This window comes from Magnetospirillum sp. UT-4 (assembly GCF_902729435.1).
GTDB lineage: Bacteria > Pseudomonadota > Alphaproteobacteria > Rhodospirillales > Magnetospirillaceae > Magnetospirillum.
The window spans coordinates 24,981-50,237 of record NZ_LR746523.1; the positions used below are offsets into that span (position 1 = coordinate 24,981).

Genomic DNA, 25,257 nt, shown 5'->3' on the forward strand with positions numbered 1-25,257 from the left:
CGTGGAGGAAGAGGCGCAGCCCCAGCCCCAGACCCGGATCGAGATCGAGGACGACCTTTACGGCATCGATCCCGAGCACGTCCGCAAGGTCGAGGACGCCCTGCGCGAGGGGCGGGCCGAGCACGCCCGCGCCCTGGCCGAGCCGCTGCACTATTCCGACGCCGCCGATCTGCTGGAACGCCTGGAGCCCGAGGACCGGGTGCGGCTGGTCGAGGCCCTGCGCCCCGATTTCGACCCCGAAATCCTGACCGAGCTGGACGAAAGCGTGCGCGACGAGGTGATCGCGGCGCTGGGCTTCGCCGATCTGGCGGCGGCCGTCGCCGAGCTGGATTCCGACGACGCCGTGTGGCTGGTGTCGCAGCTCAGCGACGAGGAGCGGGCCCGCGTCATGGACGCGCTGCCGGCCGAGCTGGGGGCGGTGGTGCTGCACGGCCTGTCCTATCCCGAATACACCGCCGGCCGCATGATGCAGCGCGAGCTGGTGGCGGTGCCGGCCTACTGGACGGTGGGCGAGGCCTTCGACTTCCTGCGCACCGCCACCTCCGTGCCCGACGCCTTCCACGACCTCTACGTGGTCGATCCGCGCCACCGTCCCATCGGCAAGATCGGCCTCGACCGCCTGGTCCGCGCCCGCCGCCAGCAGCGCCTCAACGAGGTGATGGACGACGAGGGCACCACCGTCCCGGCCGCCGCCGACCAGGAGGAGGTGGCCTTCCTGTTCCGCCAGCACGACCTGATGTCGGCGCCGGTGGTCGACGGCGCCGGCCGGCTGGTCGGCACCATCACCATCGACGACGTGGTCGACGTCATCGACGAGGAGGCGGCCGACGACATGCTCCGCCTCGCCGGCGTGTCCGACACCGACCTCTACCGCGCCGTCAAGGACACCGTGCGCGCCCGCATCCCGTGGCTGCTGATCAACACCGTCACCGCGGTGGCGGCCTCGGCGGTGATCGGCCTGTTCGAGGCGACGCTGGAAAAGATCGTCGCCCTGGCGGTGCTGATGCCCATCGTCGCCGGCCTCGGCGGCAATGCCGGCACCCAGACCCTGGCGGTGGCGGTGCGCAGCCTGGCCACCAAGGAACTGGCCTTCGACAACGCCTTCCGGGTGATCGGCAAGGAGGTGCTGGTCGGCATCTTCAACGGCATCGCCATCGCCGCCCTGATCGGCCCGGTGGCGTGGATCTGGTTCGGCGAGCCGGCGCTGGGCATGGTCATCGCGGCGGCGCTGGTGTTCAACCTCCTGATCGCCGGCCTGATGGGCTCGGTGATCCCGCTCACCCTGGAACGCCTGGGGGTGGACCCGGCGGTGGCCAGCTCCATCTTCCTCACCGTCTTCACCGACACCCTGGGCTTCTTCGCCTTCCTCGGGCTGGCGACGATCTTCCTGTTATGAAGATGCCCTCAGGCGCCGGGCACCGTCGCGGAATCACCCCCACCCCGACCCTCCCCCGTCAAGGGGGAGGGAGGACAGCCAAATTCTCCCTCCCCTGGCTTGGCCGGGGGAGCGGCGGGGCGGGGGCCCGCCGATGACGCCCGAACAGATGCTCGACCGTATCCTCTACAAGGACCAGGACGTCATCGTCTTGGACAAGCCGGCCGGGTTGCCGGTCCATGCGGGGCCGAATTCGCCCGACCACCTGGAATTGTACCTGGATGCCCTGCGCTTCGGCTGGGCGCAGCCGCCCCGGCTGGCCCACCGGCTCGACCGCGACACCTCGGGCTGCCTGGCGCTGGGCCGCCACGACAAGGCCATTCGGCGGCTGGGCAAGCTGTTCATGCAGGGGCGCATCGACAAGGCCTATTGGGCGGTGGTGACCGGCGGGCCCGAGGGCGAGTCCGGGGTGGTCGATCTGCCGCTGCTCAAGCTGACCGGCAAGGGCGGCTGGCGCATCGTCTGCGATCCGGCCGGGCAGGCGGCGGTGACCGAGTGGCGGGTGTTGGGCCGGGGCGACGGCCTGGCCTGGATCGAATGCGTGCCGCGCACCGGGCGCACCCACCAGATCCGCGTGCATATGAAGGCGCTGGGCTGCCCGGTGCGCGGCGACCGCTATTACGGTCCCGACCCCGAGACCACGGTGCCGCTGCACCTGCATTCGCGCCGGCTGGGCATCCCGCCTCTGTCGGCCGGCAAGCCCCCGATTCTGGCCGAGGCGCCGCCGCCTTCGCACATGATCGCGGCGCTGGCCGCCTGCGGCTGGATTCCGGGGGCGGTTACGGGTTAAGCTGACGCCGCTTCCGCCGCCTTTCGCCACAGAGAGGGGGCAAATTTGTCCGACGCCGCCGCCATGCTCCGCGACGCCTTGCCGTTGCGGTTCGACTCCTTCGATGCCGCCGCCCGTCCCACCGGGCTGGTGATCGTCGATATCGTCAACGGTTTCGCCACCGTCGGCGCCGGCGCCCTGGCGCCGCCTGCCCCCGACCAGCAGGTGGCGCGCATGGTGCGCGAGACCGACGCGCTGGCGCGGGCCTTCATCGCCGCCGGCCGGCCGGTGCTGGCCTTCCTCGACAGCCACGTCCCGGGCAAGCCCGAGCCGCCCTATCCGCCCCATTGCGAGATCGGCAGCGGCGAGGAGCAGCTGGTCCCCGAGTTGGCCTGGCTGGAAGCCGAGGCCACCGCCACCCTGGTGCGCAAGGACTGCATCAACGGCTTCGTCGGCGCCATGGACGTGAACACCGGGCGCAACGCGGTGGCCGACTGGGTCAACGGCTTCGGCCTGGAATCGGTGCTGGTGGTGGGCATCTGCACCGACATCTGCGTGATGGATTTCGTCCTCACCCTGCTGTCGGCGCGCAACCACGGCCTGATGCCGAGCCTGGCCGAGGTGGCGGTGTTCGAGCCGGGCTGCGCCACCTACGACCTGCCCCGCGCGCTGGCGGTGTCGCTGGGCCTGCCCGAGACCGCCGCCCATCCCAAGGCCGTCACCCACCATGCCGGGCTCTATTTCATGGCCTCGCGCGGGGCGCGGCTGGTGGACGCGGTGGCGTAGCGGCCATGGATCTCTTCTTCTTCGGCACCCTGCTGGACGAGGACCTGTGCACGCTGGTGTGCGGGCGCCGGCTCGACGATCCGAGGCCGGCGGTGGCGCGCGGCTGGCGGCGGCTGCCCATCGCCGGGCGCACCTATCCCATGTTGGTGCCGTACCCGCCCGGAGCGGTCGAAGGCCTGCTGGCGCCCGGGCTGGACGACCGGGTGGTGGCGCGGCTGGTCCATTACGAGGGGCCGGAATACGACCTGCTGCCCATCGCCCTGACCCTGGCGGACGGAACCAAGGCGACCGCCCACGCCTTCCTGTGCCGGCCGGGGGTGGTGGCCGCGCCCGGCGTCTGGCGGCTGGAGGAGTGGCGCCGCCGCCACAAGCCGGCCAGCCTGGCCCGGATCGCGCGGTGGATGGCGGGACACAAATCCCCTCGCCCGCCTGCGGGAGAGGGGGCGAGCGTCAGCGAGCCGGGGTGAGGGCGGCGCGTGTCCACGCGCCTACGACCTGGAACCGCAAGGGCTTTCGCTGTCGCGAAGCGCACCTGCCGGTGCGCGCCCTCTCCCTCCCTCTCCCGCGGGCGGGCGAGGGCGTTTTACCGTCCGACCCGGTTGCCCAGGCCGGTCAGGGCCACGAAGAACGGGCCGAACACCGATTGCGGGTCGGAGCCGAAGCGTTCGACGAAGCGGGCGGTGCGTTCCTCGTCGAAGGTGTCGGGGCGGACGCGGGCGAACAGCGCCTCGAACAGGCGCACTGCCTGCAACTCGCTGAAGGTGCGGCTGGCCTTGTCCTCGGGGCGCTTGGGGACGAAGGCGTTGGACGAGGTCGAGACCGAAGACGGCGACGAGTGCATCAGGATCAAGAACCAATCCATGCGCGGATCGAAGCGGCGGAAGCTGCGGGCGATGGCGACCAGGACCTGGTCCAGCACCGTCTCGGCGCGCGGGTCGGCATGGAAGGCAGGCCAGTCGATCAGGTTGTCGGGGCCGCGGTGGGTCTCGGCGATCAGTTTGCAGCGCGCCTTCAGCTGGTCATGCAGCTCGTCGCCCAGCATCAGCCGGATGGCGGTGAAGAACTGCCCCAGATGCTTGCGCTCGATACCTGAGCCGGGCTGGTCCAGCAGGTGGGCGAAGCCTTCGGCGATCAGCCGGCCCAGCTGGTCGCGGCGCTGGCGTTCGATGGCGGCGAGGGCGAAGATCTGCTCGCAGCGGGCCTCGCCCTTGGCGTAGAAGGTGGTCATGGATTCGCCGGCATTGAGGTAGCTGTCGGCCAGCCGCCGCACCTGCTCGACCCCGATCGGCTTGCCGCCGGCGGCCATCTCCACCAGCTCCAGGAAGCCGCGCATGGCCATGCCGACCATGGAGCGACAATGGATTCCGGTTTCGCTTTTTCCCTGGACCGAGACGGTTTCCGTCTCGCCTCCGACCGCTTCCGCCATTGCCGCCCTCCGCGCCAATGTTGGAATTAATATGCATCACTTGTGCGTAACTGTGCCAGTGGAATGGCATAGACCAACAGGATCGCCTTGGGGGCGGTCAGCGCTTGACGCCGCAGGCCTTGTCGATGGCCGCCAGGGCCTCGGCGAAGCCGGTGAGCGGGATGGTATCGGTGACCGACTGGCCCTTGCCCGGGGTGGCGCGCACCACCACCTCGCGGCCCTTGACCATGGCCGCCAGGATGGCCGCATCGGCACGGGGCTCCTTGGCCCAGGCGACGGTTCCCTTGGTGAAGAAGGCATGCTTCATGCCGCCGATGGCGATTTCGGCCTCGGATCCCGTCTTGAAGCCGTAGGCGCCGATGATGCTGACCTCGCCGGGGCTGCGGGGGCGGTGGGTGACCGCCATGGCGGTGCCCTTGCGGTCCTTGGTGCCGCCCTGGGTGCGGGTCGCCCGCGCCGCCGCATAGCACACCTTGCCGCCGCCTTCGCTGAAGGCGTAGGCCTCCCAGTGGCCGGCATCCAGGATGCGGGTGGCGTCCTCGGCCAAAGCCGGCCCGGCCCAGGCCAGGATAAGGACGGCCGGGATGATGGCTCGCAGGTGCAGGGGCACCGGTTTCTCCTTCACAGTCATCGGATCGGTCAGGGGATGGGGCGTCCGCGCGGGGCGAAGCCGGAACGGCCCCTTGTGTCGCGCTCGTATTCCAGCGACCAGCGGACGTTGGGATAGGCCAGGTCGTCCCAGGGAATGTCGGCCCAGTCGAACAGCGCCACGTCCTGGCTCTCCGGCCCGGGACCGTGATCGGGCGTGGTCATGCGGGCGCGGTAGATGATGTGGACCTGGCTGATCTCGGGGATGGAATAGATGGCCAGCAAGCCGTCGATTTCGGCCTGGGCGCGGGCCTCCTCCCACACCTCGCGCAGGGCGCCCTGCTCGGTGGTCTCGTGCAGTTCCATGTAGCCGGCGGGCATGGTCCAGAAGCCCAGGCGCGGCTCGATGGCGCGGCGGCACAGCAGGTAGCGCTCGCCCCAGGTGCAGACGGCTCCGACGATGATCTTGGGGTTCTCGTACAGCACGAAGCCGCAATCGCCGCAGACGAGCCGCTCGCGGTCGTCGCCGGGCGGGGTCTGGCGCTGGATGGGACCCTTGGGCTGCATGGGCGCAGTCTGAACAAGCCGGCGCGAGCAGGCAAGCCTCGAAACGGGGCCTTGGCCGCGTCGGATAGGGTCTTTCCCGGGTTGCCTTGGCGGCGCCGGCTTGGGATGCTGCGTCATCAACGGGATGCAACCCTTGGAGACAATCATGAGGCAGACTCTTTTCGCCGCCCTCGCTCTCGTCCTCGCCGCCGGCGCCGCCGCCGCCGAGCCGGCCAAGGTGTGGGAGACCGACGGCCTGGCGATGCCGGAATCGGCGCTGTGGGATTCCGGGCGCAAGGTCATCTACGTCTCCAACATCAACGGCTCGCCCGATGCCAGGGACGGCAACGGCTACATCTCCACCCTCAGCGCCGAGGGCAAGGTGGTGGTCGAGAAATGGGTGACCGGCCTGGACGCGCCCAAGGGCATGGCCCTGTACAAGGGCCGGCTCTACGTCTCGGACCTCGACCGGCTGGTGGTGATCGACGCCGCCACCGGCAAGGTCACCAAGACCTACGCCGCCCCGGGAGCCAAGTTCCTCAACGACGTGGCGGTCGACGACAAGGGCACGGTCTACGTCTCCGACATGCTGGACAGCGCCATCTGGCGGCTGTCGGCGGGCAAGTTCGCCAAGTGGCTGGCCGATCCCCAACTGGAGAACCCCAACGGCCTGAAGGTCGAGGCGGGGCGCCTGCTGGTCGCCGCCTGGGGGCCGATGACCGGCCAGGGCTTCGCCACCTCGAAGCCGGGGGCGCTGAAGGCGGTGAGCTTCGCCGACGGCATGATCCGCGACCTCTCCCCGGCCTTCGGCAATCTCGACGGGCTGGAGCCGGACGGCAAGGGCGGCTGGCTGGTCAGCGACTGGATGAACGGCGGCGTCTTCGCCGTCAGCCGCCAGGGCAAGCCGACCAAGCTGCTGACCCTGGGCCAGGGCTCGGCCGATCTCGGGACGGTGCCCGAGGCCAAGCTGCTGCTGGTGCCGATGATGATGGACGGCAAGCTGACCGCTTATCGGCTGCCGTAGTACAGGGCCGTCACCGGCCGGCGGGAACCCGGGAATCGCGGACAGGGCGTCGGTGCACCCCCTGGGTCCCCGCCTGCGCGGGGACGACGGTCATTGCGCGCGACGAGGCATCACCCGCACTTGCCGCAGCCGCCGCACTTGCCGCCGCGGCGCCGGCGAAGGGCCGCCACCACCTTGGCCGCCAGAAGGGCGGCGGCGGCGAGGACGACGATGGCGACCACCGCCTCCTGCACCGGTCAGCTCCCCACCAGCGCCGAGGCCACCCGGAAGGTGGCGAAGGCGGCGCCGTAGGCCAGGGCGGTGAGGAAGACGAACATCACCAATGGCCAGAAGCGCGAATTGAGCTCGCGCCGCACCACCCCCAGGGTGGCCAGGCATTGCGGCGCGAAGACGTACCAGGCCAGCAGCGACAGCGCGGTGGGCAGGCTCCACGACTGGGCCAGCACCGCCGCCAGCGAGCCCTGCAGGGCGTCGCCCGCCTCGGACAGGGCGTAGATGGTGCCCAGCACGCCGACCGCCACCTCGCGCGCCGCCATGCCCGGCACCAGCGCCAGGGCGATCTGCCAGTTGAAGCCGATGGGGGCCAGCAAGGGCTCCAGCGCGTGGCCGATGGCGCCGGCCACCGAATAGCGGATGGCCGGCTCGGTGGCCTCGGGCGGCGGCGCCGGGAAGCTGCCGAGGAACCACACCAGCACCATCAGCGCGAAGATGGTGGTGCCGGCGCGCAGCAGGAACGCCTTGCCGCGGTCGTACAGCCCCAGCGCCACGTTGCGCGGCCGCGGCAGGCGGTAGGCCGGCAGCTGCATCAGCAGCGGCTCGCGCACTCCCTTCAGCACCGAATGCTTGATGACGAAGGCGACCAGCAGCCCCGACAGGATGCCGGCGGCGTAGAGGGCGAACATCACCAGCCCCTGCAGCCCGACCCAGCCGCCCAGCACGGCCCGGTCGGGGACGAAGGCGGCGATGATCAGGGTGTAGACCGGCAGCCGCGCCGAACAGGTCATCAGCGGCGCGATCATGATGGTGGCGATGCGGTCGGCGCGGTTCTCGATGGTGCGCGCCGCCATGATGCCGGGCACCGCGCAGGCGAAGCTGGACAGCAGCGGGATGAAGGCCCGGCCGTGCAGGCCGACCCCGCCCATCAGCTTGTCCAGCAGGAAGGCGGCGCGGGCCATGTAGCCCGAATCCTCGAGCAGCTGGATGAAGAAGAACAGCACCAGGATCTGCGGCAGGAAGATCACCACGCTGCCGACGCCGGCGATGACGCCGTCCACCAGCAGGCTGCGCAGCGGACCGTCGGGCATGGCTCCGGTGAGCCAGGCCGACAGCGCCGCCAGGCCGGTATCGATCAGCTCCATGGGCAGCTCGGCCCAGGTGAACACCGCCTGGAACATCAGGAACAGGATGGCGAACAGGATGGCCAGCCCGGCGACGGGGTGCAGCAGCACCGTGTCGAGCCGGCGGGTGGCGAGATGGGGCTTGGCCGGCGAGCGGACGGCGCGGGCCAGGATGCGCTCCACCTCGCGGGTGTAGTCGCGCAGCTCGCGCGAGCCCGGCTCGCTCCAGCCGCATTGGTGGGGCACGTGGCTCCAGCCTTCGGTCTCAGCCACCTGGATGGTGCGGTCGATCTGGTCCAGCAGCGATTCGACGCCGCCCTTCCGCACCGCCACCGTGGTCACCACCGCCATGCCCAGCTCGGCCGACAGTTCGGCGGCGTCGATGTCCAGGCCCTGCTTCTCGGCGGCATCCATCATGTTGAGCGCCAGGATGATGGGCCGGCCCAGACTCTTCAGCTCCAGCGCCAGGCGCAGGTTGAGGCGCAGGTTGGTGGCGTCGGCGACGAAGACGATGGCGTCGGGCACCTCCTCGCCGTCCATGCGGCCCAGCACCACGTCGCGGGTCACCGCCTCGTCCGGCGAGCGGGCGCGCAGGGAATAGGTGCCGGGCAGGTCGATCACCCGCACCCGCGTCCCGGCCGGGCTGACGAACACGCCTTCCTTCTTCTCGACGGTGACGCCGGCGTAGTTGGCGACCTTCTGGCGGCTGCCGGTGATGGCGTTGAATACCGCCGTCTTGCCGCTGTTGGGATTGCCCACCAGGGCGACGCGGGGCGCCTCGTCGTCGGCGGCCATCAGCGCGGCCGCCGTTCGGTGGTCAGGACCAGCACCAGCACCGCGTCGGCCTCGGCCCGTCGCAGCGCCACGGTGTGGTCGTTGACCCGCACGGCGATGGGGTCGCGCTTGGGGAATCCTTCGTGCAGCACCTCGACGTGCGCGCCTTCCACCAGCCCCATTTCGATCAGCCGGCGCTCCAGTTCACCCGGCTGCAAGGCGCTGGCCACCGCGCTGTCGTCCAGGCCGACGATTTCGGCCGTCGCCCCCTTCCTCAGGCTGCCGAGGCGAAGGGCGGTGGTCGGATGCGGATGCTGGAGGGCGGAGGTCATGGAAGGGCATGCACCGAAAATGCGAACGGGTTTCACTTGCGCATTCTAGGCCGGCGCCGCGAATCACCGCAAGCCGTGTGTGGAAATCCCCGGTATCCGCCGCCCATGGTCACGTGGATGTCATCGGGCCGCCAACGTCGTTGTTTGGACGTTCGGCAGCGATTATGCTGTGCGCGGACGCAAATGGGGACGCGCCGGCTGGAACCGGCGGGCTTTAGGGGGAGCTGGCCTGAGATGAACCTGCATTCCAAGGTGACGATGTTCTTCGTCGCCATCGCCGCCTGTCTGATCGCCATCCTGGTGGCGCTCAGCCTGTACGCCTTCCGCAGCTTCTCCATCGCCTCGTCATCCGAGCACATCCGCACCGCCGCCGAGATCGTGCGGGTGCACCTGACCGAATCGATGATCAACGGCGTCATCGACAAGCGCGAGAGCTTCCTCAAGCGCCTGATGGAGGTGCAGGGCCTGTCCTCGGCCAAGGTGGTGCGCTCGCCGCTGGTGGTGCAGCAGTTCGGCGAGGGCCTGAACCGCGAGACCGCCTCGGACGACATCGAGCTGCAGGTGCTGAAGGAGGGACGGCCCCGCTACGACATCATCGAGACCGCCGACGACACCCTGATCCGCGGCACCATCCCCTTCGTCGCCAGCGACCGCGGCTCGCCCAACTGCCTGGAATGCCACCAGGTGGCCGATGGCAACGTGCTGGGCGCGGTGACCATGATGGTCTCCATTGGCAGCCTGAAGCACAAGGCGATCCTGACGGTGGCCGGGATGATCGCCATCGTGGTGCTGTTCTCGGGCTTCGCCTTCGTCTTCATCCGCCGCATGATCCTGCCCATCTCGCAGACCGCCCACAACGTCGAGCACGTGGTGCAGCGGGCGCTGAAGGGCGACTTCCGCGGCGAGGTCGAGCAGATCACCAACGACGAGCTGGGCCAGATCGCCAAGGACATGAACCGCCTGCTGCGCTTCCTCGACGAGGGGCTGACGCGCATCGGCGGCAACGTGGCGCGCCTGACCAACCGCACCCCCTCGCCCGACGAGAACCAGCTGGACGCCACCATCGACATGGTCGATGGCCTGACCCGGGCCGCCCACTTCAAGCAGGCCATCGAGGAGGACGAGACCAAGGCGGAGATCCACCACCGCATGAGCCGCGCCCTGGAAGCCGAATTCGGGATTTCCGAGTATTCGCTGTACGAGGTGGTGGCCAACAAGAACCAGATGGTGCCGCTGTTCGTCGATGGCGAGGTCGAGGCCTCGTGCCGCTGGTGCGACCCGCAGATCCTGGTGCGCTCCGAGGCCTGCCGCGCCAAGCGCACCGGCCATCTGGTCGACGGCATCGTCAATCCCGGCATCTGCTATGCCTTCCAGCCGCCGCACGAAGCCGGCGAGCGTAAGCACATCTGCCTGCCGATCATCCAGTCGGGGGCGGTCGGCAACGTGCTGCAGCTGGTGGCCAAGCCGGGCGAGGAAGCCCAGCTGGAGGCGCGCATCCCCTTCATCAGCGTCTACCTGCGCGAGGCCGCGCCGGTGCTCGAGACCAAGAAGCTGATGGAGACCCTGCGCGAATCCAGCCTGCGCGATCCCATGACCGGGCTGAACAACCGCCGCTTCCTGGAAGAATACGTCGAGACCATGGTCGCCAATTCGGCCCGGCGCAAGACCGACCTGGCGATCCTGATGCTCGACCTCGACTACTTCAAGATGGTCAACGACACCTACGGCCACGATGCCGGCGATTCCGTCATCAAGGCCCTGGCCAAGGTGCTGCGCCAGTGCGTGCGCTCCTCGGATCTGGTGATCCGCTACGGCGGTGAGGAGTTCCTGGTGATCCTGCTCGACACCGCCCCGGCCGCCGCCGACCAGGTGTCCGAGAAGATCCGCTCGGCGGTGGAAGCCCTCGAGATCCACGCCGGCACCGTCACCCTGAAGAAGACCATCTCCATCGGCGTCGCCGACTTCCCCAACGACAGCGACACCTTCTGGCAGGCGGTCAAGTACGCCGACGTCGCCCTCTACCAGGCCAAGGAAGGCGGCCGCAACCGCGTGGTCCGCTTCACCAAGGACATGTGGGGCGACGACAAGACCTATTGAGGATGATGTCCTGAGGCGTCGTCCCCGCGCAAGGCGGGGACGGCGGGGCAATGTCACCCCAGCGCCACGCCGCAGGCGGACAGGTGCCCTTCCAGCGCCTTGCGCAGGCGCTTCAGGCCTTCCGAGCTGACCGCCTCGCAGCGGGCCACCAGCACCGCCTGGGTGTTGGAGGCGCGCAGCAGCCACCAGCCGTCATCGGTGTCCACCCGCACGCCGTCGATGGTGTTGACCCTGGCCCCGGCGGCGACCAGACGGGCCTTGACCTCGGCCACCACCTGGAACTTGCGCTCCTCGGCGCAGTCGAAGCGCATCTCGGGGGTGTTGACCATGTGCGGCAGCTTCTCCTTGCGCCGCGCCAGGGTCATCTTCTCCCAGCGCCCGACGATGCCGAGCAGCCGGATGGCGGCATAGAGCGCGTCGTCGAAGCCGAAATAGCGGTCGGCGAAGAAGATGTGGCCGCTCATCTCGCCGGCCAGCGGGGCGCCGGTCTCGGCCATCTGGGTCTTGATCAGCGAATGCCCGGTACGGCCCATGATGGGATGGCCGCCCATGCGCGCCACCTCGTCGAAGAACACCTTGGACGCCTTGACGTCGGCGATGATCGAGGCGCCGGGGTGCGACTTCAGCAGATCCTCGGCCAGGATCACCAGGATCTGGTCGCCCCACAGGATGGAGCCCTCGTTGTCGATGATGCCGATGCGGTCGCCGTCGCCGTCGAACGCCACGCCCACATCGGCGTGGCCCAGCAGCACCTCGTCCTGCAGATGCCTGAGGTTGTGCGGCTCGGTGGGGTCGGGGTGGTGGTTGGGAAAGGTGCCGTCGATGTCGCCGAACAGCACCGTGTGGGTGCCGGGCAGGCGCCCGGTCAGCAGGGCCACGATCTCGCCGGCGGCGCCGTTGCCGCAATCCCACACCACCCGCAGCGGCCGCTTGCCGTCGTAGTCCAGGGCCAGGCGGTCGGCGTATTCCTCGCGGATGTCGTCGTCGAGGAAGCGGCCCTCGCCCTGCTCGAAATCGCCGGCGGCGGCGATGCGGCCCAGATCGGCGATGTCGGGGCCGAAGAACGGCTTGCCGCGGAACACCAGCTTGAAGCCGTTGTGGCTGGGCGGGTTGTGGCTGCCGGTCACCATGATGCCGCCGTCCGCCTCGCGCACCTTGGTGGCGAAATAGAGCATGGGGGTGGGGCCGCGCCCGACCTTGCGCACGGTGCAGCCGGTGGCGGTCAGGCCATCGACCAGCGCCGCCGCCAGCTCGGGCGAGGACAGCCGGCCGTCCCAGCCGACGCACACCACCGAGCCGCCGGCCCGGCGCACCCTGGTGCCGAAGGCCTTGCCGATGGCGAAGGCATCGGTGGCGGACAGCGTCTCGCCGACGATGCCGCGGATGTCGTATTCGCGCAGGATGGTGGGGTGGAAGGTGTGGGTCATGACGGGTCCTTGTACGAACAGTTCGGGTTCGGGCCTCATCCTGAGGAGGCCCTTCAGGGCCGTCTCGAAGGACGAGGCCCGCGGCACGCTGGTCTTGGCCCGCCCCATCCTTCGAGACGCCTGCCGCGCAGGCTCAGGATGAGGCTACGGATAGGCAAACCTCAGGTAATCACCGTCGGCTCCGCCCGCCCGGTGCGGGCCTCGATCTGCGCCACCTCGCGGGCGATGGCGATCAGGTCGGCCAGGGCGTCCTGCGGGTCAAGGTGATGCCTGGCCGGATCGGGCTCGTACTGTTCGATATAGACGCGCAGCGTCGCCCCCTCGGTGCCGGTGCCGGACAGGCGGAAGACCACGCGCGAGCCGTCCTCGAAGACGATGCGGATGCCCTGCTTCGTCGAGACGCTGCCGTCCACCGGGTCGGTGTAGGCGAAGTCGTCGCTGAAGGCGACGGTGTAGGCGCCCAGCCGCTTGCCCTTCAGGTCGAGGCCGCGCAGATGGTCCATCAGGCCGTTGGCGGCGGCCGAGTCGATGCCTTCGTAATCGTGGCGGGAATAGACGTTGCGGCCGAATTTGGCCCAGTGCGCGCGGACGATGTCGGCCACCGGCTCGCGGCGCGCCGCCAGCACGTTCAGCCACATCAGCACCGCCCACAGCCCGTCCTTCTCGCGCACGTGGTCCGAGCCGGTGCCGAAGCTTTCCTCGCCGCACAGGGTGGCCAGGCCGGCGTCGAGCAGGGTGCCGAAGAACTTCCAGCCCGTCGGGGTCTCGAACGCCGGGATGCCCAGCGCCTCCGCCACCCGATCGGCGGCGGCCGAGGTCGGCATCGAGCGGGCGATGCCCTTCAGGCCGCCCGCGTAGCCGGGGCACAGGGTGGCGTTGGCGGCCAGCACCGCCAGGCTGTCCGAGGGGGTGACGTAGAAATTCCGCCCCAGCACCATGTTGCGGTCGCCGTCGCCGTCCGAGGCGGCGCCGAAATCGGGGGCGCCCTCGCCGAACAGGATCTCCACCAGCTCGTGGGCATGGACCAGGTTGGGGTCGGGATGGCCGCCGCCGAAATCCTCACGCGGGATGCCGTTCATCACGGTGCCGGCCGGCGCCCCCAGCATCCCCTCCAGGATGGCGGTGGCATAGGGTCCGGTGACCGCGTGCATGGCGTCGAACTTCATGCGGAAACCGCCGGCGAACAGGGCGCGGATGGCGGCGAAGTCGAACAGGCGGTCCATCAGCTCGGCATAGTCGGCGACCGGATCGAACACCTCCACCGCCATCGGTCCCAGCTGCCTGGTGCCCACCGCGTCGAGGTCGATGTCGGCGGCCTCGAGGATACGGTAGTCGCGGATCGCGGCGGTGCGGGCGAAGATCGCCTCGGTCACCGCCTCCGGCGCCGGGCCGCCGGCCGGAATGTTGTACTTGATGCCGAAATCCTCGTCCTCGCCGCCGGGATTGTGGCTGGCCGACAGGATGATGCCGCCGAAGGTCCGGTACTTGCGGATGACGCACGAGGCGGCCGGGGTCGACAGGATGCCGCCCTGCCCCACCATCACCTTGGCGAAGCCGGCGGCGGCGGCCATCTTGAGGATGGTCTGGCAGGCGGCGCGATTGTGGAAGCGGCCGTCGCCGCCCAGCACCAGGGTCTTGCCCGCGACCTCGCCGATGGAGTCGAAGATGGCCTGGACGAAGTTCTCCAGGTAGTGGGGCTGGCGGAACACCCTGACCTTCTTGCGCAGGCCCGAGGTGCCGGGCTTCTGGCCCTCGAACGGCGTGGTGGCGACGGTCCGGACGGCGGTCATGGCTTCCTCCTCCCCTCTCACGATATACTTGGTCATGGCCCAGGAGACCGCCTCTGTCAATCGTGCCGGCCGGGACGCGGGACCTATGGCGATATATCGCAGCGCGCCGCTAAACTTTATTCTTGGCGCTGGATTGATCCTGTCCTTCGGGCTATCCAATTACCCATAAGGTATGGGGACCCTAGACAAAGGCGAAAACATCATGCGGGACAACGGTCCGATCACCAATCGCGAAATCGTGCTCGAGGACGACACATTACTGGTTTCGCGCACCGATACGGGGGGCCGGATCAGTTTCGTCAACAAGGCTTTCCAGCAGATCAGCGGCTTCGCCGAGGACGAGCTGATGGGCGCCGCCCACAATCTGGTGCGCCACCCCCACATGCCCAAGGAGGCCTTCGCCGACCTGTGGGCCACCATCAAGGCGGGCAAGCCGTGGGAAGGCTTCGTCAAGAACCGGGCGAAGAACGGCGACCATTACTGGGTGCGGGCCAACGTCACCCCCTATGTGGAGAACGGCCAGGTCGCCGGCTACATCTCCATCCGCAGCAAGCCGTCGCGCGAGCAGGTGGCGGCGGCCGAGCGCGCCTATGCCCTGTTCCGCGAGGGCAAGGCGGGCGGCCTGGCCATCCGCGAGGGCCGGGCGGTCGGCACCGGATTGGGCGCCCGCCTCGGCGACTGGTTCGGCAGCGTGACCGGCGCCATGGTGATGGCGATGACGCTGCCGCTGGCGCTGATGGCGGCCGGCGGCGTCCTGGCGGAATTCGGCATTCACGGCGCCGGCTGGGCGCTGATGGGGGCGGCATTGCTGGCCGGCGTGGTGCTGGCGGCACAGGCGGCGCGGCGCCTGAGCGGGCCGTTGGGCCGGCTCGAGGCCAGCTTCGACACCATCGCCCGCGGCGACTTCGCCGCCGCCATCCCCGACGAGCCGGTGGGCGAGTTCCGCCGCACCACCGCCCTGCTGCGCGCCATGAAGGCCAAGCTGGCCTACGCCGCGCTGGAGAAGAGCGAGCTGGACGCCCAGGCCGAGGAGCGCCGCCGCGCCGACCTCGCGCGGGTGGCGGGCAGCCTGCAGGACCGGGTGCAGGGCATCGTCGAGTTGATCGGCCTGTCCGCCGACAGCCTGCTCGGCAATTCCCAGACCCTGTCGGCCAACGCCCAGCAGACCATGAACCAGGCCGGCACCGTCACCGCCATGACCGGCCAGGTCAGCGGCAACGTCGAGGCGGTCTCGGCGGCGGCCCAGGAACTCTCGGCCTCGGTGCAGGAGATCAGCCGTCAGGTGTCGCACGCCGCCGGCATCTCCAGCGCGGCGGTGCGGCAGGCGGCCGACACCGACCGCATGGTGCGCAGCCTGGCCGAGGCGGCCGGCCGCATCGGCGAGGTGGTCAACCTGATCAGCCAGATCGCCAGCCAGACCAACCTGCTGGCGCTGAACGCCACCATCGAGGCGGCGCGAGCCGGCGACGCCGGCAAGGGCTTCGCCGTGGTCGCCAACGAGGTCAAGAGCCTGGCCAACCAGACCGGCAAGGCGACCGAGGAGATCACCACCCAGGTCGCCGCCATCCAGGCCGAGACCCGCTCGGCGGTGGACGCCATCCAGGCCATCGCCGGCACCATCGAGCAGATCAACGAGGTGTCGTCGGCCATCGCCGCGGCGGTGGAGGAACAGGGCGCCGCCACCGGCGAGATCGCCCGCGCCGCCGAACAGGCCGCCGCCGGCACCGGCACCGCCGCCGAGAACGTCGCCTCGGTGGCCGGCGCCGCCGAGGAAACCAAGCTGATGGCCGACCAGGTCACCAGCGCCGCCGACCACCTGAAGGGCGTCGCCACCGACCTGGCGACCCAGGTCGATGGCTTCATCAAGGACGTGCGGGCGGCGTAGAGAAAAAACTCCCTCCCCCCTTGCGGGCGAAGCCCGCCTTCCGACAATGCGTGCTTCGCACGCGGGGGAGGGTTGGGTGGGGGGGAACCGCGTCGATGCTGGTTTATGCGGCTTCACCCCACCCCCAACCCCTCCCCATCAAGGGGAGGGGAGCGTGGGAAAGCTCACCCCACCGTCAGCACCACCTTTCCGGTGGCGCTGCGGTCCTTGAGCATCGCCAGCGCCCGGGCCGCCTCGGCCAGGGGCAGGGTGGCGGAGACGTGGGGCCTCAGACGGCCGTCGGCCCACCAGGCCAGCGCCTCGGCCATGCTGGCGCGGACGCGGGCGGGGTCGAGCTTGCGGTAGGCGCCCCACCAATAGCCGATGATCGTGACGTTCTTGACCAGCAGGATGTTGGCCGGAATCTGCGGCACCGTGCCCGAGGCGAAGCCGATCACCAGGATGCGGCCATCGGGGGCGATGCAGCGCAAGGAGGCATCGAACACCGAGCCGCCCACCGGGTCGTAGACCACGTCGGCGCCGCGCCCGCCGGTCAGCGCCTTGACCCGCTCGCGGATATCTTCGGACTTGTAGTCGATGCCGTGATGGGCGCCGTGGTCCAGCGCCACCTTGACCTTGTCCGGCCCGCCGGCGGTGGCGATGACGGTGGCGCCCATTGCGGCGCCGACCTCGACCGCGGTCAGGCCGACGCCGCCGGCGGCGCCATGCACCAGCAGGGTCTCGCCCGCCTTCAGGCCGGCCTTGGCGGTCAGCGCCATGTGCGAGGTGCCGTAGGCCACCGGGAAGCCGGCGGCGGTGACGAAATCCAGCCCGTCGGGCAGCCGGTGCACGTCGGTGAGGTCGGCCACCGCCTGCTCGGCGAAGGCGCCGCCCGACACCGTGGCCATCACCCGGTCGCCGACCGCCAGTCCGGCGACGCCATCGCCCAGTTCGGCCACCGTACCGGCCAGCTCGAGGCCCGGCACCAGCGGCGGCGCCAGCTTTTCCTGGTACGTGCCGGCGATCAGCAGGGAATCGGCGAAGTTGACGCCGGCCGCCGCGACCTGGATGCGGACCTGGCCGGGTCCGGGACGCGGGGTATCGATGTCGGCCACCTCCAGCGGAGCGCCGAAGGCGGGGCAGAGAACGGCTTTCATGGCGGTATCAGCTGTGGAGTCGGGTCGCCGGACCCTGACGCTGCGCCGCCCAGGCCAGCTTCAAGGTGGTGAACAGGAAGATCTCGGTCAACTGGTCGCGGGTCAGCATGCCGGCCACCTCCTGCCGGGCGAAGCGGATCAGCTCGGGCTCGACCTTGGGCGAGGACAGCAGGTTGGTGATCAGCTCCTTGCGCACCAGCGGCGGATACTTGCAGATCTCGCGCAGCAGCGAGACCTTGACCATCACCGGGATGCGTTCCGAGACGAACATGCGGTCGATGCACAGGGCGTAGATGCCGAAATCCAGCTTGCCGGCCACGGCGCGGGTGAAGTCGAGGAACTCCTCGAGGAACAGCGGCTCGGAAATCTTGCGTTCGGCCAGCAGCTTGACCACTTCCAGAAAGGCACGGTAGCGCTGGCGGGCGGGGCCGACGGTGCCGCCCAGCTCGGCCGCCAGTTCCTTGATCTGGTTTTCGCGGAAGCTGGCATGGATCAGCGCCTCGGCCGATTCGCGGGCGCCGGAATCGAAGGCGGTTTCCTCGATCAGCGCGAACAGGCGCTCGTACTTGGCGCGGTCCTTGTTCTTGACCTTGCTGGCGGCGATGCCCAGCGGCAGGATGGCGGCGCGGGCGACCATGGCGTCGCGGGCGACGATGGCGGCCATGGACATGGCGGCCATGTCGCCGACGGTGCCGTCCAGCAGGTCGTCGGTGATCACCAGGCGCTCACCCGGGGCCAGCGACAGATTGGTGTTCAGCGCCCCGCATTCCATGAAATGGCTGGCGAGGTCGCGCGGTCGTGCCAGGGCGGCTGCCGGCTGGGCGATGGGGCTGTCCATGCCGGCCATTAAGCCCGAAGCGGGAATCGGGGGCAAGTAAAAATGCCCCCGACCACAATCACGAACAGCCCTTGGGCCGGGGAAGGCCGGCGATCTTGTTGCCCTGCTTGATCAGGCCATAAGGAAACAGCTCGTAGATGTATTGCTGGCTGGAGCGCTCCGCTCCGTACTTTTCCTTCATCAACTTGGCGAAGACGCGCGGCTCGGCGCAGATCCCGTATTCCTCGTAGTAGGCGCGGGCCTCGCGGACGACATCCCAGTGCGCCTGGGACATCTGGACGCTTTCGCGCTCGGCGATGGCCTTGGCGATGTCCTCGTTCCAGGTCTTGGTGTCCTCGAGCCAGCCGGCCTCGCTGACCGGGATGGTTTCTCCGTTGACGACGATCTCAGGCATGGTTGGCTCCGTGGTGTATTAGCTGCCGGTAATATGGTCCTACCAGTTGCCCGCGTCAATACGAATTAGAATTTTTCCACTTCGGTGATTTGCCTGAGGGTTTGAAGCACCCTCCCCCTTGGCCCGGGAATCGCGGTCGTGCTAGGATTCCGGCCATGGCTGACGACACCCGCATCTCCGCCACCGGCGCCAGACCGGCCGGCCTCGACATCATCCGCCAGGCGCTGGGCGGACTGGGCACGCCCGACACTGCGGGCAGCGCCAGGCACGCCCCCCATCGCGGCGCCATCGGCGGGCCGCCGGGACAGCGGGTGCTGCCGGCCGACTTTCCCCTCGACCAGCTCGACCGCAACGCCCGGCGCGGGACCTATCTGGATATCTTGATCTGAAGCCCGCCCTTCCGGTCCGTTGTGGCAGGGCGCCGAGTCTTGGGCACCTCGCCCGGTGCGTATTTCATAGAGTTCAGCGCCACGAACGGCTGTCGATGATCGACAGGCGGCGGAAGCACGTCAGTGCCCCTCTCGGGGGTGATGACCCGTTGGCGGCCCCATTTCCCGCCACCCGATTGCCCTGCTCGACCCGTCGGAACATCTCCGCATCCGCCCAAAGGTGAGGTATAATCCATAGGGATGGGGTCGGCTGGGATGGTCGAAGTTTTAGCGCGGGAAGGACACGTGCCTCGCCAATGGACCGCCGACCTCAGTGTCGGCAATTCCGAAATGGACGGACAGCACCGGCGGCTGTTCGACCTTGCGCTTCTGCTGTGGCGCAGCGCCGAGGACCCGGCCATCGATTCCCAGGCCACCATCGACGCCATCATCGACTACACCTACGAGCACTTCGCCAACGAGGAGCGGTACCTGCGCTCCATCGGCTATCCCGGACTGCGCGACCACCAGCGCAACCACGGCAACATCTTCGTGGCGCTGGACAACATCATCAACCGCTTCGCCGACGACGAGCGCCGCGTGCTGGTCCGTGAACTCTCGGAATTCGTCTCGGAATGGCTGGTTCGCCATATCCTGCACGAGGACATGGCCTATGGGCGCTTCGTCGCCGAGCGCCGACGCCGCACCGATGCCGGGGCGGCGGGCGAAGTGTCCGGCCTGGAACGGCTGCGCCAGCTGAAATCGGCGCTGGACGAAGGCCTGATCACCGCCGAGGATTACGAGCGGCGCAAGCAGGACGTCCTGGAGCGGATGTAGCCGACCGCCTCAGCCGAAGGCCAGGAACCCCAGCATGGCATTGACCGCGCCCGGGCCGATGGCCACCAGAATCTGCTTGAAGAACATGCTCATGGTCAGCCTCCTTTTGGGCCAACGCCCCATGCTTACATCATGCCGATGTCGGGCAAAGGTCGCCAATGTGCATAAGCATGAGGGTTTCTGCGCCCTGGCGGACAAAGCCCATACTGCGGGATAGGGTTTTGTGCGCTGGGGCGGGCGAGGCGAGCGCCGGTCCCACTTTCGTCGCGTCCCCCTCGCCCGCCTGCGGGACCTTTGCGAAACTATGCCCGAGGACGCCCTCGTCCTTCGAGGCGACCGCTGGCGCGGTCTCCTCAGGATGAGGCGTCCCTGGCCCGGATTTCGCAAATGTCCCGCAGACGGGCGAGGGCAATCTGTCTGTGGCGGCCGAGGGCGACGGTATCGCCTATCCCGCCGGCAGTGCCAGGGTGAACACGGCGCCGCCTTCGGGGCGGTTGGCGGCGGCCAGGTCGCCGCCGTGGTCGCGCGCGATGCCGTAGCTGATCCACAGGCCCAGGCCGGTGCCGCGGTTGACCGGTTTGGTGGTGAAGAAGGGGTCGAAGACCTTGAGCAGGTTGGCCTCGGGGATGCCGGGGCCGTTGTCGGCGACGGCCAGCATGGTCTGCATCCCGTCGTTCCACCCGGTCACCGCGACGCGCGGGTCGGAGACCTCCTCGACGGCGTCCAGCGCGTTCTCGATCAGGTTGGCCAGGACCTGATGGATCTGTCCGGCCTGGCCGCGCACGGCCAGCCCCGCCGGGATATCGGCGACGATGGCGGCGGCGGTGGCGCGTCCCTTGGCGGTCCATTGCAGGGCGTTGGCGACCACCGCCGCCAGCTCGACGGTGGCGGCCTCGCCGGGGGCCGAGAAGGACAGCCGCTTCAGGGATTTGACGATGTCGGCGACCCGGCCGGCGCCCTCGCGTGTTCCGTCGACCAGCCCCGGCAGATCGGCCATCAGGGCGTCGATGCGCAGCGACGCGCGCAGGGCGCCGGTATCGGGGGAGCCGGCATGAACCGCCGCCAGGTAGGTCTCCAGGCGGTCGCGGTAGCGCTCCAGCACATGGACATTGCCGACGATGAAGCTGATGGGGTTGTTGAGCTCGTGGGCGACGCCGGCGATCAGGCGGCCCAGCGAGGCCATCTTCTCCTGCTGCACCAGCTGGGCCTGGGCCTGCTTCAGCGCCTCGTAGGCGCGGCGGAGCTCGCCCACCGGGCGCCCGGTCAGCACCATGCCGGCGGGCAGGCCGCGATGGTCGAACAAGGTGGCGCAGGTCAGGGCCACCGGTTCGGTGGCGCCGCCGCCGGCATGGCGGAAGCGCACTTCGCGGTCGCTGGCGCTGCCCGCCTCGATCCAGTGGCACAGGCGCCCGACCTCCTCGGCCAGGACGTCGCCCAGGGGATGGCCGAGCAGGTCGATCTCGGGGAAGTCGGTGAGCTTGAGGAAGGCCAGGTTGACCTGCTGGATGCGGCCCCTGGGGTCGCACACCACCAGGATGTCCGAGATCGAGGACAGCACCGAGGTGATGAAGCGCTGCGCCTCCTCCAGCGCCGAATTCTTCTCCTCCAGCTCGACCTCGTACTGGATGAGGTCGGAATAGACCTCCTCCATCTTGCGCACCACCTCGATCCAGGCGGCTTCCTGGGCGGGGCCGAACTCATGCTCGGAGGAGGAGGGGCTCATCCCTCCCGCTCCAGCCCGTAGCGGCGCATCTTCGAGCGCAGGCCGACCCGGGTCAGGCCCAGTTCGGCGGCGACGCGGCTGATGTTGCCGCCCAGGCGCGACAGCGCGTCGGCGATCACCTCGGCCTCCAGCGCCTCGACCCGGTCCCTGAGCTGGCCTCTCCCGCCGGCCGGCACATCGGCCGGCAGATCGCCGCGCCCGCGCAGGCGCGGGCTGATCAGCGCGGGTTCGATGGTGGCGCCGTCGGCCAGGGCGACCATGCGCTGGATCTCGTTGGCCAGTTCGCGCACGTTGCCCGGCCAGTCGTGCCCGGCCAGCAGCGCCGTCGCCCCGGGCGAGAAGCCGCGGATGCGCTTGCCGAAGCTTTTCGCCGTGTCGGCCAGCAGCCGCTCGGCCAGGGGGGCGACGTCCATGGGCCGCTCGCGCAGCGGCGGGATGTGGATGGGGAAGGCGGCGAGGCGGTAATAGAGGTCGCGGCGGAAGTGCTTCTCGCGCACCTCGTCCTCGAGGGCGCGGTTGGTGGCGGCGATGACCCGCACGTCCACCTTGCGGGTGAGGCGCGCCCCCAGCGGCCGGATCTCGCCCTCCTGCAGCACGCGCAGCAGCTTGACCTGGAAGGCCGGCGAGGTCTCGCCGATCTCGTCGAGGAAGATGGTGCCGCCATTGGCCTGCTCGAACAGGCCGATGCGGTCCTCGTAGGCGCCGGTGAAGGCGCCCTTCTTGCAGCCGAACAGCTCGGATTCCAGCAGCTGGTCGGGCAGGGCGCCGCAATTCTCGACCACGAAGGGCTGCGACCCGCGCGGCGACGAATAGTGGATGGCGCGGGCCAGCAGCTCCTTGCCGGTGCCCGATTCTCCGGTCAGCAGCACCGAGATGTCATAGGCCGCGCCCCTGCGCGCCAGCTCGATGATGTCGGCCAGGGGCGAGCCGGGGGCGTGGACGATGCGGTCGAAATGGTGGGCCTGGCGCAGCTGGCCGGTCTTTCTCGCCACCGCCGATTCGAGGGCGGCCGGGGCCACCTTGAGGTCCAGCGAGGCCTGCGCCGAGGCGTGCTGCAGCCGCCACACGTCCAGCGCCTCGCGCACGATGGCGATCAGCCCGTCGGGTTCCCACGGCTTGGTGATGTAGCGGTAGATGCCGGCCTCGTTGATGCCGGCGATGATGTCCTCGGACGCGGTATAGGCCGAGATGATCATGCGCACCGGATCGGGCCAGCGCTCGCGCACCGTCTTCAGGAAATCGACCCCCTGGGTGCCCGGCATGCGCTGGTCGCACAGGATGGCATGGACCATCTCCTGGCCCAGCAGGTCCTCGGCCTCGGCGGCGCTGGAGGCGGTGAGCACGCGGAACTCGTCGCCCAGCACCCGCCGCAGCGCCTCCTGCGACTGCTTCTCGTCGTCGATGACCAGGATGATGGGCAACGAGGTCAAGGGGCACTCCGTCCCGGGGGGCACCGCCATCTTCGCTGAAGTGGTGGAAAGGAATCAACCAGTGTGGTTAGGGGGTGGTCGCCGCCGCGATGGCGGTCACATGGCGGCGTGGCACGGGATGGAGCCGAGCTGGTCCTTCAGGTTCTCCTCGGCCTTCCACAGATCGTGCGCCTGCTGCATCCGCAGCCAAAGGCCGGGGCCGTTGCCGCAGAAGCGACCCAGGCGGACCGCCATTTCCGGCGTCAACGCCGCTGACGTGGCAGGGGAAGCGCCTGGGCTTGGTCTTCAGTCCGTGGAAATCCCAGCCGGCGATGTTCATGTCCTCGGGCCGCGCGGCGAATCGCGGCGATCCACATCCGTAGTCGCGGTGCGCACCACACGGATGATGGCCTGGCCGAGTTCGGTCACGCTGGTGGCGACCAGGGTGGAATCGGCGTTGACTTCCTCGGCCTGGCGGCCGGTGCTGGACGCCTCGCTCGAGACCGTCTCGATGCGCTCGGCCACCTCGCGGGCGGCATCCGAGGTCTGCACCACGTTGCGGGCGATCTCGCCGGTGGCCGCGCCCTGCTCCTCGATGGCGGCGGCGACGGCGGCCGAGACGGTCTCGACCCCGTGGATGGCGCCCGAAATGGCGCGCACGGCATCCACCACCTGGGTGGTGGTGGACTGGATCTCCGCGATCTGGGCCGAGATCTCCTCGGTGGCCTTCGATGTCTGGGTGGCCAGTCCCTTGACCTCGCCGGCCACCACGGCGAAGCCCTTGCCGGCGTCGCCGGCCCGCGCCGCCTCGATGGTGGCGTTCAGGGCCAGCAGGTTGGTCTGGGCGGCGATGGTCTGGATCAGGGCGGTGAACTCGCCGATGCGCCCGACCGCGCCGGACAGGCGCTGGATGGTTTCGGTCGCCCGGGCCGAGGCGTCCACCGCCTCGCCGGTGGCCGAGCGGGCGATGTCGATCTGCCCGGCGATTTCGCCGATGGAGGCGGACAATTGCTCCGACGCGGCGGCCACCGTCTGGGCGTTGGCCAGCGCCTGCGACGCGGCGGCGGCGACGTTCTGGCTGTTGTCGCTGACCGACTGCGCCGCCTTGGCCATGGCGGCGGCATTGGCGGCCATGTGGCCGGTGCGCTCGGCGACCGCCTGGACCGCGGCGCGGGTCTCGATCTCGACGGTGTCGGCCATGGCTTTGAGGGCGGCGCGCTTGTCGGCTTCGGCCTGGGCGCGGGTCTCCTCCTGGCGGCGGTGCAGGGTGTCGTTGGCGATGGCGTTGTCCTTGAACACCGCCACGGCGGCGGCCATTTCGCCGATCTCGTCGCGGCGGTGGGCGGACGGGACGTCGACGGCGAGGTCGCCGCCGGCCAGCCTCTTCATCACCGCCGTCATGGTGGCCAGCGGCCGGATCATGCCGCGCAGCACGGCGGCCACGGTGCCCAGGACCAGCGCCAGGGCCAGGGCGGAGACCATCCACACCAGCCGCACGTAGCGCGAATCGTCGGCGGCCGCCTCGGCCTCGGTGGCGCTGTTCATGGCGTTGGCATCGGCGACGATCTCGTCGATCACCGCGCGGTGGCCGGCATAGGCGGCACTGACCGCGCCGTAGGAGCGCCGCGCCGCCTCGATGTCGCCGGCGGCCAAAGCGGGCAGCAGCGTCGCCTCGACCTCGGCGTAGAACGCCAGGGCCGGGGCGTGGGCATCCTTCACCAGTTTGTCGCGCAGGGCCGGCGGCAATGGCGAGTCCAGCCAGAAGGCGTGGCGGTCGTCGTATTCCTTGCGCAACTGGGCGATGCGGCCGCGCCGCGCCGCCACCATCGACGGGTCGTTCAGCGCCAGCGTCGCTTCCAGGTAGGATTCGATGATGTATTCCGGCGGCGGCAGGATGTCGGCGACCAGGTCCTTGCCCAGCACGATGCGCTGGTACAGAGGCCCCCCCACCTTCAGGTCCGACAAGGCCGCCATTCCGACGGCGCCGACGGCGAGAATACAGACGACGACGACGCTGCCCAGCAGGGCGGCCCAGGACGATATCCGCATGATGACCCCTCAGTCCCAATCTGCGCGATATCCGGGCAGGATACACCGATGCTGAAAATGTCGTCACATAAACTTCATGTCGGCCAGGTATGCCACCTGTCCACCTGAGGCTTAACAGGGTGCGGAAATACTCTGCTTGCCACCCTCTGATCCGTCACCCCCGCGAAGGCGGGGGTCCATGCAGGGGCAATATGGCGTTCTGGCCGCAATATATTGTGTGCTGAGGCATGGATTCCCGCCTTCGCGGGAATGACGAAAGAAAAACAGGGGTTTTTCCGCAGCCTGCT

Annotated in this window: 24 protein-coding genes; 9 read left to right on the forward strand and 15 right to left on the reverse strand. The window is 69.3% G+C overall.

All coding sequences use genetic code 11. The features are described 5' to 3' along the window. Nucleotide 1: 1 nt before the first annotated feature. From mgtE to MTBUT4_RS17450, 4 genes are all read left to right on the forward strand, one after another. Nucleotides 2–1,396, forward strand: coding sequence for a magnesium transporter (mgtE, locus tag MTBUT4_RS17435; RefSeq protein ID WP_254434912.1), 1,395 nt, complete (start codon nucleotides 2–4; stop codon nucleotides 1,394–1,396). A 133-nt stretch (nucleotides 1,397–1,529) separates the two neighbouring features. Further along, on the forward strand, nucleotides 1,530–2,225 hold the full coding sequence (locus MTBUT4_RS17440) for an RluA family pseudouridine synthase (protein ID WP_173980979.1): 696 nt from the start codon (nucleotides 1,530–1,532) through the stop codon (nucleotides 2,223–2,225). Between the two features lie 45 nt (nucleotides 2,226–2,270). Beyond that, the gene (locus MTBUT4_RS17445; RefSeq protein ID WP_254434913.1) at nucleotides 2,271–2,990 is read left to right on the forward strand and encodes an isochorismatase family protein; all 720 of its coding nucleotides are present in this window, start codon (nucleotides 2,271–2,273) and stop codon (nucleotides 2,988–2,990) included. 5 nt (nucleotides 2,991–2,995) lie between these two features. Then, entirely contained in the window at nucleotides 2,996–3,457 is a 462-nt protein-coding gene (locus tag MTBUT4_RS17450) for a gamma-glutamylcyclotransferase family protein (protein WP_173980980.1), read from the forward strand. A gap of 116 nt (nucleotides 3,458–3,573) precedes the next feature. Here the strand turns inward: MTBUT4_RS17450 and MTBUT4_RS17455 are convergent, their stop codons facing one another. From MTBUT4_RS17455 to MTBUT4_RS17465, 3 genes are all read right to left on the reverse strand, one after another. Next, nucleotides 3,574–4,416 carry a hypothetical protein gene (locus MTBUT4_RS17455; RefSeq protein ID WP_173980981.1) on the reverse strand — a complete coding sequence of 281 codons (843 nt, stop codon included), beginning with the start codon at nucleotides 4,414–4,416 and terminating at the stop codon, nucleotides 3,574–3,576. Nucleotides 4,417–4,513: 97 nt separating this feature from the next. Then, on the reverse strand, nucleotides 4,514–5,026 hold the full coding sequence (locus MTBUT4_RS17460; RefSeq protein ID WP_173980982.1) for an invasion associated locus B family protein: 513 nt from the start codon (nucleotides 5,024–5,026) through the stop codon (nucleotides 4,514–4,516). Nucleotides 5,027–5,055: 29 nt separating this feature from the next. Continuing rightward, nucleotides 5,056–5,571 (reverse strand): NUDIX hydrolase, encoded by a 516-nt coding sequence (locus MTBUT4_RS17465; protein WP_173980983.1) that lies wholly within the window; start codon nucleotides 5,569–5,571, stop codon nucleotides 5,056–5,058. A 145-nt stretch (nucleotides 5,572–5,716) separates the two neighbouring features. Between MTBUT4_RS17465 and MTBUT4_RS17470 the strand changes: the two genes are divergently transcribed. After that, nucleotides 5,717–6,574 carry an SMP-30/gluconolactonase/LRE family protein gene (locus MTBUT4_RS17470; protein WP_173980984.1) on the forward strand — a complete coding sequence of 286 codons (858 nt, stop codon included), beginning with the start codon at nucleotides 5,717–5,719 and terminating at the stop codon, nucleotides 6,572–6,574. Between the two features lie 110 nt (nucleotides 6,575–6,684). Here MTBUT4_RS17470 and MTBUT4_RS19635 read toward each other — a convergent pair whose 3' ends face one another. From MTBUT4_RS19635 to MTBUT4_RS17480, 3 genes are read right to left on the reverse strand one after another with little or no spacing between them, the layout of a single operon-like run. Further along, a complete protein-coding gene (locus MTBUT4_RS19635; protein WP_254434914.1) occupies nucleotides 6,685–6,807 on the reverse strand; it encodes a FeoB-associated Cys-rich membrane protein in 123 nt (40 codons plus the stop codon). 3 nt (nucleotides 6,808–6,810) lie between these two features. Beyond that, the gene (gene feoB / locus MTBUT4_RS17475; protein WP_173980985.1) at nucleotides 6,811–8,706 is read right to left on the reverse strand and encodes a ferrous iron transport protein B; all 1,896 of its coding nucleotides are present in this window, start codon (nucleotides 8,704–8,706) and stop codon (nucleotides 6,811–6,813) included. After that, nucleotides 8,706–9,017, reverse strand: a complete 312-nt coding sequence (locus MTBUT4_RS17480) for a FeoA family protein (RefSeq protein ID WP_173980986.1) — start codon at nucleotides 9,015–9,017, stop codon at nucleotides 8,706–8,708. Before MTBUT4_RS17480 ends, feoB begins: the two co-directional genes overlap by 1 nt. A 234-nt stretch (nucleotides 9,018–9,251) precedes the next feature. Here MTBUT4_RS17480 and MTBUT4_RS17485 point away from each other — a divergent pair, with 234 nt between their 5' ends. Further along, nucleotides 9,252–11,114, forward strand: coding sequence for a diguanylate cyclase (locus tag MTBUT4_RS17485; protein WP_173980987.1), 1,863 nt, complete (start codon nucleotides 9,252–9,254; stop codon nucleotides 11,112–11,114). A 53-nt stretch (nucleotides 11,115–11,167) separates the two neighbouring features. On the opposite strand, the gene pgmG is transcribed toward MTBUT4_RS17485, so the two are convergent. After that, complete coding sequence (gene pgmG, locus MTBUT4_RS17490; RefSeq protein ID WP_173980988.1) at nucleotides 11,168–12,541, reverse strand: phosphoglucomutase/phosphomannomutase PgmG; 1,374 nt, start codon at nucleotides 12,539–12,541, stop codon at nucleotides 11,168–11,170. 161 nt (nucleotides 12,542–12,702) lie between these two features. Then, nucleotides 12,703–14,331, reverse strand: coding sequence for an alpha-D-glucose phosphate-specific phosphoglucomutase (locus MTBUT4_RS17495; RefSeq protein WP_173980989.1), 1,629 nt, complete (start codon nucleotides 14,329–14,331; stop codon nucleotides 12,703–12,705). 202 nt (nucleotides 14,332–14,533) lie between these two features. Between MTBUT4_RS17495 and MTBUT4_RS17500 the strand changes: the two genes are divergently transcribed. After that, nucleotides 14,534–16,216, forward strand: coding sequence for a methyl-accepting chemotaxis protein (locus MTBUT4_RS17500; RefSeq protein WP_173980990.1), 1,683 nt, complete (start codon nucleotides 14,534–14,536; stop codon nucleotides 16,214–16,216). A 164-nt stretch (nucleotides 16,217–16,380) separates the two neighbouring features. On the opposite strand, the gene MTBUT4_RS17505 is transcribed toward MTBUT4_RS17500, so the two are convergent. The 3 genes from MTBUT4_RS17505 to MTBUT4_RS17515 are packed head-to-tail and all read right to left on the reverse strand — an operon-like array spanning nucleotide 16,381 to nucleotide 18,584. Then, the gene (locus tag MTBUT4_RS17505; RefSeq protein WP_173980991.1) at nucleotides 16,381–17,352 is read right to left on the reverse strand and encodes an NADPH:quinone oxidoreductase family protein; all 972 of its coding nucleotides are present in this window, start codon (nucleotides 17,350–17,352) and stop codon (nucleotides 16,381–16,383) included. A 7-nt stretch (nucleotides 17,353–17,359) separates the two neighbouring features. After that, on the reverse strand, nucleotides 17,360–18,190 hold the full coding sequence (locus MTBUT4_RS17510) for a hypothetical protein (RefSeq protein ID WP_254434915.1): 831 nt from the start codon (nucleotides 18,188–18,190) through the stop codon (nucleotides 17,360–17,362). Nucleotides 18,191–18,248: 58 nt separating this feature from the next. Beyond that, complete coding sequence (locus MTBUT4_RS17515; protein WP_173980993.1) at nucleotides 18,249–18,584, reverse strand: TusE/DsrC/DsvC family sulfur relay protein; 336 nt, start codon at nucleotides 18,582–18,584, stop codon at nucleotides 18,249–18,251. Between the two features lie 155 nt (nucleotides 18,585–18,739). Here MTBUT4_RS17515 and MTBUT4_RS17520 point away from each other — a divergent pair, with 155 nt between their 5' ends. Next, complete coding sequence (locus tag MTBUT4_RS17520; protein ID WP_173980994.1) at nucleotides 18,740–18,973, forward strand: hypothetical protein; 234 nt, start codon at nucleotides 18,740–18,742, stop codon at nucleotides 18,971–18,973. A 285-nt stretch (nucleotides 18,974–19,258) separates the two neighbouring features. Beyond that, nucleotides 19,259–19,789, forward strand: a complete 531-nt coding sequence (locus tag MTBUT4_RS17525) for a bacteriohemerythrin (RefSeq protein ID WP_173980995.1) — start codon at nucleotides 19,259–19,261, stop codon at nucleotides 19,787–19,789. A 445-nt stretch (nucleotides 19,790–20,234) separates the two neighbouring features. Here MTBUT4_RS17525 and MTBUT4_RS17530 read toward each other — a convergent pair whose 3' ends face one another. From MTBUT4_RS17530 to MTBUT4_RS17545, 4 genes are all read right to left on the reverse strand, one after another. Continuing rightward, nucleotides 20,235–21,512 carry a sensor histidine kinase gene (locus tag MTBUT4_RS17530; RefSeq protein ID WP_173980996.1) on the reverse strand — a complete coding sequence of 426 codons (1,278 nt, stop codon included), beginning with the start codon at nucleotides 21,510–21,512 and terminating at the stop codon, nucleotides 20,235–20,237. Then, nucleotides 21,509–22,942, reverse strand: coding sequence for a sigma-54 dependent transcriptional regulator (locus tag MTBUT4_RS17535; protein ID WP_217424202.1), 1,434 nt, complete (start codon nucleotides 22,940–22,942; stop codon nucleotides 21,509–21,511). Before MTBUT4_RS17535 ends, MTBUT4_RS17530 begins: the two co-directional genes overlap by 4 nt. 96 nt (nucleotides 22,943–23,038) lie before the next feature. Further along, on the reverse strand, nucleotides 23,039–23,176 hold the full coding sequence (locus tag MTBUT4_RS17540; protein ID WP_173980998.1) for a hypothetical protein: 138 nt from the start codon (nucleotides 23,174–23,176) through the stop codon (nucleotides 23,039–23,041). 81 nt (nucleotides 23,177–23,257) lie between these two features. Continuing rightward, nucleotides 23,258–24,970 (reverse strand): methyl-accepting chemotaxis protein, encoded by a 1,713-nt coding sequence (locus MTBUT4_RS17545; RefSeq protein WP_173980999.1) that lies wholly within the window; start codon nucleotides 24,968–24,970, stop codon nucleotides 23,258–23,260. Nucleotides 24,971–25,257: the final 287 nt, after the last annotated feature.

Coding starts and splice junctions, on each gene's coding strand:
- MTBUT4_RS17440 (WP_173980979.1), top strand. CDS start 1,530: ATGACGCCCGAACAGATGCTCGACCGTATCCTCTACAAGGACCAGGAC.
- MTBUT4_RS17450 (WP_173980980.1), top strand. CDS start 2,996: ATGGATCTCTTCTTCTTCGGCACCCTGCTGGACGAGGACCTGTGCACG.
- MTBUT4_RS17455 (WP_173980981.1), bottom strand. CDS start 4,416: ATGGCGGAAGCGGTCGGAGGCGAGACGGAAACCGTCTCGGTCCAGGGA.
- MTBUT4_RS17465 (WP_173980983.1), bottom strand. CDS start 5,571: ATGCAGCCCAAGGGTCCCATCCAGCGCCAGACCCCGCCCGGCGACGAC.
- MTBUT4_RS17470 (WP_173980984.1), top strand. CDS start 5,717: ATGAGGCAGACTCTTTTCGCCGCCCTCGCTCTCGTCCTCGCCGCCGGC.
- feoB (WP_173980985.1), bottom strand. CDS start 8,706: ATGGCCGCCGACGACGAGGCGCCCCGCGTCGCCCTGGTGGGCAATCCC.
- MTBUT4_RS17480 (WP_173980986.1), bottom strand. CDS start 9,017: ATGACCTCCGCCCTCCAGCATCCGCATCCGACCACCGCCCTTCGCCTC.
- MTBUT4_RS17485 (WP_173980987.1), top strand. CDS start 9,252: ATGAACCTGCATTCCAAGGTGACGATGTTCTTCGTCGCCATCGCCGCC.
- pgmG (WP_173980988.1), bottom strand. CDS start 12,541: ATGACCCACACCTTCCACCCCACCATCCTGCGCGAATACGACATCCGC.
- MTBUT4_RS17495 (WP_173980989.1), bottom strand. CDS start 14,331: ATGACCGCCGTCCGGACCGTCGCCACCACGCCGTTCGAGGGCCAGAAG.
- MTBUT4_RS17500 (WP_173980990.1), top strand. CDS start 14,534: ATGCGGGACAACGGTCCGATCACCAATCGCGAAATCGTGCTCGAGGAC.
- MTBUT4_RS17505 (WP_173980991.1), bottom strand. CDS start 17,352: ATGAAAGCCGTTCTCTGCCCCGCCTTCGGCGCTCCGCTGGAGGTGGCC.
- MTBUT4_RS17510 (WP_254434915.1), bottom strand. CDS start 18,190: ATGGACAGCCCCATCGCCCAGCCGGCAGCCGCCCTGGCACGACCGCGC.
- MTBUT4_RS17515 (WP_173980993.1), bottom strand. CDS start 18,584: ATGCCTGAGATCGTCGTCAACGGAGAAACCATCCCGGTCAGCGAGGCC.
- MTBUT4_RS17520 (WP_173980994.1), top strand. CDS start 18,740: ATGGCTGACGACACCCGCATCTCCGCCACCGGCGCCAGACCGGCCGGC.
- MTBUT4_RS17530 (WP_173980996.1), bottom strand. CDS start 21,512: ATGAGCCCCTCCTCCTCCGAGCATGAGTTCGGCCCCGCCCAGGAAGCC.
- MTBUT4_RS17540 (WP_173980998.1), bottom strand. CDS start 23,176: ATGGCGGTCCGCCTGGGTCGCTTCTGCGGCAACGGCCCCGGCCTTTGG.
- MTBUT4_RS17545 (WP_173980999.1), bottom strand. CDS start 24,970: ATGCGGATATCGTCCTGGGCCGCCCTGCTGGGCAGCGTCGTCGTCGTC.